This window comes from Blautia sp. MB18-30, assembly GCF_023669475.1.
Taxonomy (GTDB): Bacteria; Bacillota; Clostridia; order Lachnospirales; family Lachnospiraceae; genus Blautia_A; species Blautia_A fusiformis.
Genome location: NZ_JAMOYY010000024.1, coordinates 40,943 through 48,742 on the forward strand (window position 1 = coordinate 40,943; position 7,800 = coordinate 48,742).

Annotated in this window: 9 protein-coding genes; 3 read left to right on the forward strand and 6 right to left on the reverse strand. The window is 40.7% G+C overall.

Annotated elements, in window-relative coordinates; genetic code table 11:
* The first annotated feature begins 82 nt into the window (after nt 1–82).
* The 3 genes from NCY57_RS11600 (at nt 83) to NCY57_RS11610 (ending at nt 3,250) form a co-directional block, all read left to right on the forward strand.
* A complete protein-coding gene (locus tag NCY57_RS11600; protein ID WP_044961815.1) occupies nt 83–1,510 on the forward strand; it encodes an AI-2E family transporter in 1,428 nt (475 codons plus the stop codon).
* Nucleotides 1,507–1,956, forward strand: a complete 450-nt coding sequence (gene dtd / locus NCY57_RS11605; RefSeq protein WP_114001611.1) for a D-aminoacyl-tRNA deacylase — start codon at nt 1,507–1,509, stop codon at nt 1,954–1,956. The genes NCY57_RS11600 and dtd overlap by 4 nt, the downstream gene beginning before the upstream one ends.
* Nucleotides 1,957–2,188: 232 nt before the next feature.
* Nucleotides 2,189–3,250: a tyrosine-type recombinase/integrase gene (locus NCY57_RS11610; RefSeq protein WP_022427274.1), complete on the forward strand. Its 1,062-nt coding sequence runs from the start codon at nt 2,189–2,191 to the stop codon at nt 3,248–3,250.
* A 221-nt stretch (nt 3,251–3,471) separates the two neighbouring features.
* On the opposite strand, the gene NCY57_RS11615 is transcribed toward NCY57_RS11610, so the two are convergent.
* From NCY57_RS11615 to NCY57_RS11640, 6 genes are all read right to left on the reverse strand, one after another.
* Entirely contained in the window at nt 3,472–3,729 is a 258-nt protein-coding gene (locus NCY57_RS11615; RefSeq protein ID WP_092070005.1) for a hypothetical protein, read from the reverse strand.
* Between the two features lie 159 nt (nt 3,730–3,888).
* Nucleotides 3,889–4,719 carry a rhamnulose-1-phosphate aldolase gene (rhaD, locus tag NCY57_RS11620; protein ID WP_092070008.1) on the reverse strand — a complete coding sequence of 277 codons (831 nt, stop codon included), beginning with the start codon at nt 4,717–4,719 and terminating at the stop codon, nt 3,889–3,891.
* Between the two features lie 390 nt (nt 4,720–5,109).
* A complete protein-coding gene (cyaB, locus tag NCY57_RS11625) occupies nt 5,110–5,682 on the reverse strand; it encodes a class IV adenylate cyclase (protein ID WP_022427276.1) in 573 nt (190 codons plus the stop codon).
* Nucleotides 5,683–5,686: 4 nt separating this feature from the next.
* Nucleotides 5,687–6,034 (reverse strand): hypothetical protein, encoded by a 348-nt coding sequence (locus NCY57_RS11630; RefSeq protein WP_015525145.1) that lies wholly within the window; start codon nt 6,032–6,034, stop codon nt 5,687–5,689.
* Nucleotides 6,035–6,208: 174 nt separating this feature from the next.
* On the reverse strand, nt 6,209–7,081 hold the full coding sequence (locus NCY57_RS11635) for a DegV family protein (protein WP_092070011.1): 873 nt from the start codon (nt 7,079–7,081) through the stop codon (nt 6,209–6,211).
* Nucleotides 7,082–7,104: 23 nt separating this feature from the next.
* On the reverse strand, nt 7,105–7,746 hold the full coding sequence (locus NCY57_RS11640; RefSeq protein ID WP_148446934.1) for a GNAT family N-acetyltransferase: 642 nt from the start codon (nt 7,744–7,746) through the stop codon (nt 7,105–7,107).
* Between the last annotated feature and the right edge of the window lie 54 nt (nt 7,747–7,800).

Genomic DNA, 7,800 nt, shown 5'->3' on the forward strand with positions numbered 1-7,800 from the left:
GTTATTGGAAAATAATGTTTATGTTTTTTTTAGACACAAACCAGAGATGCTATGTTATAATCACCTGGTGGAGGAAATTACTATGAAAATTCGTTGGAACCATCGTTATGTGCAGTTAGGTGTGACTGCATTTCTGGTTATTGCTGCCAGTATTTTATTTTATTACGGGATTTTCCATATGAAATCTCTGATCACCGGAATTAAAACATTTTTCGGTATTATGGCGCCGATCATTTACGGAGCTGCCATAGCATATCTGCTAACCCCCATTGTTAATTTTCTGGAGCGGAAGATCATTTTTCCGATTTTTGAAAAAAGGAATAAAGCACTTCAGAAAAAGGGGAGGAAAGTAGTACGCTGGATCTGTGTGATCCTTTCTGTATTTCTTATGTTTCTGGTCATTTATGCCCTTGTCATGATGATCCTTCCTCAATTGATTCGAAGCATCATGAATATTATCTACAGTTTTCCTCATTACGTAAGTGTAGTGGAAAACTGGTTAAATTCCGTCGTGGAAAAGGGATGGAAACTGAATCCGGATATGATCAGCCAGATCAATCAGTATTCCAGCAGATTACAGGAGTATCTGACAAATACGATCCTTCCCCAGATGCAGTTTATGATGAAAAATATATCCGCAAGCTTTCTGGATCTTCTTGTTTTTCTGAAGAATTTCCTTATTGGAGCGATCGTATCTCTTTATATACTGGCGGATAAAGAGGGATTTGTTGCCAAGGCAAAAATGGCTGTTTATGCAGTTCTTCCAACCAAATGGGCAACCTTTCTTGTTCATTCCATGCGTTTTACGCATAAAACCTTTGGTGGATTTATCAGCGGAAAGATCCTGGATTCCGCAATTATCGGTGTATTGTGTTATGTTGGAACATCGATCATCGGAACCCCATATGCGATTCTGGTCAGTGTGATCGTCGGTGTTACAAATGTTATTCCGTTTTTCGGGCCATATCTGGGAGCAGTTCCGTGTTTTCTTCTTATTTTGCTGGTAGATCCCATTCAGAGCTTGTATTTCCTGATCTTTATTTTGATCCTTCAGCAGTTTGACGGAAATATCCTTGGACCAAAGATCCTGGGTGAGTCGACCGGACTGTCCAGCTTTATGGTTATTGTTGCAATCATGGTCGGTGGTGGTTTATTTGGAGTTCCGGGAATGATCGTTGGAGTTCCGGTATTTGCTGTGCTGAATGCTGCTGTATGGAAGCTGATCGGACGTAGTCTTGATGAAAAAGATATGTCTGCAGATGCTGAGTTTTATAGAGATATTGATTGTGTAGACCCCGTTTCCGGAAAGGTCCTGCCAATGCCGGTGAAAAAATCTGTATCAAAAGCACAGGAAGTTACAGTAAAAGCGGAAAAAAACAGAATCTGGTCCGGGGCTTGGGATGAAATTAAACGAATGTTTACATTTTTAGTTAAATTTATTCAGGCGAAATATATAGGCTTTCGATTGAAGCAGAAAAACAGACGGAGACGGAGGAAGAACAGGTTATGAAATTTGTAATTCAGCGTGTAAATCATGCAGAAGTCAAAGTGGACGGAGAAATTGTCGGAAAAATCGGAAAAGGGTTTCTTGTTCTGATCGGCGTTGGCCGTGAGGACACCAAAGAGGATGCAGACTGGTATCTGAAAAAGCTTCTGGGACTTCGTATTTTTGAGGATGAAAATGGAAAGACCAATTTGTCCTTGGCGGATGTAAACGGGGAATTGCTTTTGGTTTCACAGTTTACCTTATATGCAAACTGCCGTAAGGGAAACCGTCCAAGCTTTATAGAAGCCGGTGCACCGGATGAAGCAAATAAATTATATGAATATATTATTTCGGAAGCCAGTAAACAGGTTCCGGTTGTAGAACATGGAATTTTTGGTGCAGATATGAAAGTATCTTTGGAAAATGACGGACCGTTTACCGTTATTTTTGATGAAAGCCTCAGAGGGTAACGACAAATAATAATAAAAAGTGCTTCCATAAGGAGGCACTTTATTTACTTGAAAATTTATCAAAAACAGGCAATTTTGTAGGAAGTAGCTGTTTATACTACCCATCTATTTGAAAAACTCGGGTTTGTCGTATAGATATAGATGAGTGTAAAAACACTTCTTTTAACAGGTGTTTCAGGTGTTTCAGGTATTTCCTGCAAATTATGTAAAATTTATATATTAAGGAGTTTTTATGGATAACAAAATTACTTACCACGAACAAAATGACATTGACAATACTTTAAAACTCCGTGAGGTTTTAAAAACGCTTCCGCCATTTTGCAGGGATTATTTCCGGGCTATTGATGCAACGACTACAACCAAGACCAGAATTTCCTATGCATATGACATTCGTATATTTTTTCAGTTTTTACTGGAGCAAAATCCAATGTTCAAAGACAAAACCATGTCGGATTTCACAGTTGATGTTCTGGATCAGGTCAAGGCTGTTGATCTTGAGGAATATGAAGAATTTCTCAAAGTTTATAAATCCGCGGACTCTTCCAAAACGGAAACAAATGGTGAACGTGGCGTCAAACGTAAAATTTCTGCTTTAAGAAGTTTTTATGCTTACTATTATAAACATGAAATGATCACCACCAACCCGTCTGTTCTGATCGATGTGCCCAAGATCCATGATAAGAATATTATTCGTCTGGATACAGATGAGGTTGCCATGCTGCTGGATTATATTGAGCATTGCGGAGATACGCTGACCGGGCAGAAACGGATGTACCATGAAAAAACGAAGGACAGAGATCTTGCTATTGTTACTCTCCTTCTTGGTACCGGGATCCGAGTATCGGAATGTGTCGGACTGGATGTTGAGGATGTAGACTTCAAAAACAATGGAATCAAAGTTACCCGAAAAGGCGGAAATGAAATGGTTGTATACTTTGGTCCTGAAGTAGAAAAAGCATTGAAGAAATATCTGGAAGTCAGGGAGAATATTACGCCTCTGGCAGGCCATGAACACGCTCTCTTCTATTCTACCCAACGCCGCCGGATCGGTGTTCAGGCTATCGAGAATCTGGTTAAAAAATATGCCAGGGAGATCACAACTACAAAAAAGATCACCCCGCATAAGCTTCGCAGCACCTATGGTACTGCCCTGTACCAGGAAACCGGTGATATTTACCTTGTAGCGGATGTTTTGGGTCATAAGGATGTCAATACTACTAAGAAGCATTATGCGGCTCTGGATGATGCTAGACGGCGTCAGGCGGCCAAGGCGGTACGTCTTCGCGAGGACTGATGAATAATGGGACTGCGGAGCAACTGATTCGTTTGACATGCATTGCATATAAATATAGAGACAGTTAGTTCACATAATATAAATTATGTAAATCAACTGCCTCTATATATTTAATCAGATCAAGAAAATCTCAAATTCCCTGTAGGGTTCAAAAAACCTTAAGCAGTGATTATGGACATCTGTATTATATCCATGACCCAAAATCAAAATCCGTACTTAACTTATTTATCAAAATCTGTCTCGAATACACCCTCCGGAGTACGCATGGTAAGAACACCCAGATTAAATTCACTGTCCATAATTGAGATATGATATTCAAAGATCACATCATCATCAAATTTGGAAAGCAGCACATAGCTTCCATTCTCTTTCCCATCAATCTGATCGCAGATGTCGTCGTAAACTTCCTCTCCGGAAATCTTTCGCGGGTATCCGCTTGCCTTGATCTTCTCTTCGATCGCTTTATATAATTCTTCCATACCTTATCCATATCCTTTCTGATATTAATTGGCTGATAAACCAGATATGTTTTTATCATACCAGATTTATCAGCAAAAATCAGCAAATATTTGGTTGTTTCTGATAAAGTTTCAGATAGGAGTACAGTTATATAATATAAAACTGTGTAGCCGAAGAATTTATTTTTTCTCGTAAAGGAATTCTTCCGGCAGAGTTACTTTGAAATCCTTTGCAAGGGCGCGGAAGTTATTCGGTGTGATAGTCTGCAGCTTTTGTGGAGCCATGGATAAGATCTTAACCAGGATCTCTGCGGATTTTTCAACGGTATGAAGAAGTCCGAAGGTCAGGTCAAAATCCTCGCCTGAGCAGAACATACCATGATGCGCCCAGATAACAACATCATATTTTTTCATCAGTTCAGCGGTTTTGATCGCGATTTCTCTTCCACCTGGAACCATCCATCCGATGACACCTACACCATCCGGGAATACTACCGGACACTCAGTTGCGGATTCCCAGAGTTCACGGGTAAATACCTTGTCATCCAGGGGAAGAACGAAGGTAAGTGCAATGGTATTGGTGGTATGTGCATGGTAAATAACACGATGTTTACCGTTGGTAAGTTTTTTCTTTACTTCATGGTTCATCAGATGAGTTGGAAGCTCACTGGTCGGACGACCGCCTTCCACAAGACCCCAGCGGATACGGTAGTTGGTTCCTGTTTCGTCAAGCTCAATGATCGCAAGACATACTTCCGGGTCAACGATGATATTACGGAAATATTTACCGCTTCCTGTTACCAGGAAAAACTCTCCGGCAAGTCCCGGAACCTCAACACCGATGGGGGTCCATTCTCCGGGGGCGTTCAGTCGTGGGCGGATCATTTCCACTTCTTCTGCTTTCAGACGATAGCTTAAGTTTCCGCCGTTTCTCTCGTGCCATCCCTGCTGATATCCATCGTCTGCCATTTTGATAAAGCCCTGTACGAATTTAGATTCAAGAATTTTCATAATATATTCCCTCCGTGTTTAAATGTGGTTTGTTGTTGTGTTTACGATTGCTTTAATATGTTTTCTTGTTGTTTATGACTTCATTATATGCCCGATTGTGTGGATTTGTAAAGGGCTTTTTTGAAAAAATATCAATAAATCCACATATAAAATGCGAAAAATCTTGTAAACATTCAATAAACCACATGAAAATAAACACAAAACAACAAAAAACACAATTGGTCAATAGTAATGACATGTACATTGAATGTGGTTTGGTGTTGCTTTGTGATGTGGGATTTATAGTATGGTAGATAAACTTGGAACGCCGAAGAATTGTAAGAAAAGAAAAAACAGGAACATTTCCGTATTCTGTACCTTTGATACTCACACGAAAATATTCCTGCTGGTTTAAAAAAGATTTTTATTTAATTTTTTCGGAAGCATACTGAGATAAGAAGTCTGTACAGTGTCCGACATGTGATATCCCAATATGGCAAGCAGATCTTCCATTTTGGATAAAATTTCTTTCCGCTCACTTTCCTGCTCTGCGATCACCTCAAGCTCCAGAAAGTCTCCAAGTCCCTCTACCTGATCCAGACAGGCGGTAAATCTGCCACATTTCATATACTTTCGCATTTTCATGACAGACGCTACCGGAGAAAAATCCAGATGGATGAGAATATTTTTAAGCACTTCTGCATCGGATACTTCTGTTTCCAGTTCCATTCGGGACATGGAGATTTTATCCAGTTTGGGCCCCTTAAAATTAATCTGAGTCTTAGAAATACCGGATCTGCAGTCTGTGCTTGTTCGGATACGCAGTGCTTCATCACGTTTTTTTACATCGTGATAGACACTGTTAAAATAGGTATCTTCTTCCTGAATCTGTGCTGTCTCCTGAAATCCCTGATCTGTCAGAAATTTCAGGGTTTCCTTAAGATTCTTTAATGGAAGCTTGATCTCAATTTCAAACTGGGCCATGTGATTACTTCAGAATTTCTGCTTTTTTGTTCAGAAGTGCTTCGCAGGCTGCACATGCTGGGCAGTCACAATATTTTGCACCGGAAGCTTTGATCTCTTCAGCATGAGCCAGGATCTTTTTTGCGTCATCTGCGCCAAATACCTGTGCGCCCATGTCAGAACCTGCAAAAGAGATCAGTCCGTCGATGGGCATGATATCTGCTTCCAGCTCTTTTACGTAAGCAGTTGCCGCATCTGCTTCTTTCTCAGTTCCTGCCGCATCCAGATAATTCTGTGCCGCTTCTTTTACTTCTTTGCATGCAGATGGTGCCTGAAGAAGATCCTGTGTTAATTCTTTAATTGTTTTTGCCATGATAATTTCTCCCTTCTGATCACAGCACTCCCAGAAATTACTGCATCAAGTTCAGCTGTGCAGAACATGAATGGTTGGAAGTGCTATAATAACAGATAAAATCTGCCTGTTATGTATTGATAACAATATCATACCACAACCCTGGATTATTTGCAGAAAATATTGAGACGTTTTTTATAAAGGCATGCAGGAACATCCGATTCCCAGTCCGTCCGGGCCAATATGGCAGGAAAGTCCAAGGGAAAGATCATCACACATCACATCCATTCCCGGAAAGCTTTCCCGGATCTGTGAGATCCAGTCTGCGGTAACTTCCGCAGTGCTGCTGGAGGCAGCCATGAGATATACTTTTCCGGCATCATATTCTTTTTTGAAAGTTGTTTCCAATTCTCTGTGCATAGCATCGATCATGGCTTTTCTTGATTTTTTCATGCCTCTGCATTTCTGGAAAACATCCAGTTTACCGGTTCCAAATTTCATAACCGGTTTGATATTGAGAAGATTTGCGGCCAGTGCTGTGGTGGTATTGATACGGCCTCCCTTTTTCAGATATTCCAGTGTGCTTAATCCGACATAGATCACGGTTTTTTCACGGGATGCTTCCAGAATATCCTTGATCTGCGGTGCTGTATATCCATCTTCCACCAGGTCTATCGCATCCAGAATGGAACGGTGAAGGGGTGTGGAAACACGCCCGTTGTCTACCACAAACACTTTGTTTTCGTATTTGGGTTCCTGAGACAAGGCGGCAGCAGTCATGCAGGAACCGCTTAAACTACTGCTCAACGGAATGTAGAGGATCTGATCATAAGATAAAAGCATTTCGTCCCACATTTCCATAACTTCCTGTGGGGAAGGCTGTGAAGTTGAAACATCTGCTCCTTCACGCAGCTTCTCATAAAATCCTGTTCTGGAAAAATCCAGGTCTTCATGAAACAGTTCTCCATTCAGATAAAAAGGCATGGGAAGGACATGAATATCCAGTTCCTCTGCTTCTTGTTTTAAAATGCCACTGTGGCTGTCAGCCATGATTCCAATTTTTTTCATTTTCCATTTATCTCCTGCGTAATTTATGAATGTGTTTCGCAACGCGGTTCTTTTTTGTAAAGAGCTACACTTTCCCGGAAGCGTTTTTTGTTCAGCTCCCGCATCTGGGAAACCTCGTTTTTCTTTACGAAACCATGACTTTCCATAAAGGTTCTTTGATCTAGCTGGTCCATATATATGGAATAATCCGTATCCTTCTCTGTTGAAATCTGTTTGAGAAGCCCGGTACCGATTCCGTTTCTGCGGTAATCTTTGCTTACATAAAGAAAGAGGATATTTCCGGGAGTCGGTTTCTCCGGGGAAACAGTCAATTGTTTTTTCATATCCTGAAGTTTGTTAAAATGCTCCAGATTCTTCCGGCCTTCCTTAGTAAACTTCAGGCGCAGGAAATGATAGCCTTTTTTCAAACGGAAAACCGGGGCAAAATGGCCATGAGATTCTTTACCGGTAATGAGCACCCCAACTACCTGATCACGGTAGGTTGCCACGGTAACGCTATCTCTGTATATCATATAGGTGTAAAAGAAAAGTCTGGTCAGACGTTTTTCGGTATGTGTTTCCTCAAACTCCCAGCGGTCTTTATAATTTCTTCGGATAAATTCCCGGATCATTGAAAAATCTTCCTTTTCTGCTTTCCGGTAGGCAGGTGCTTTTTTTAATAACATAGTCCATATCTCCTGTATTTTTTCATAAATAACTATCCTATACTTTAAAAGATG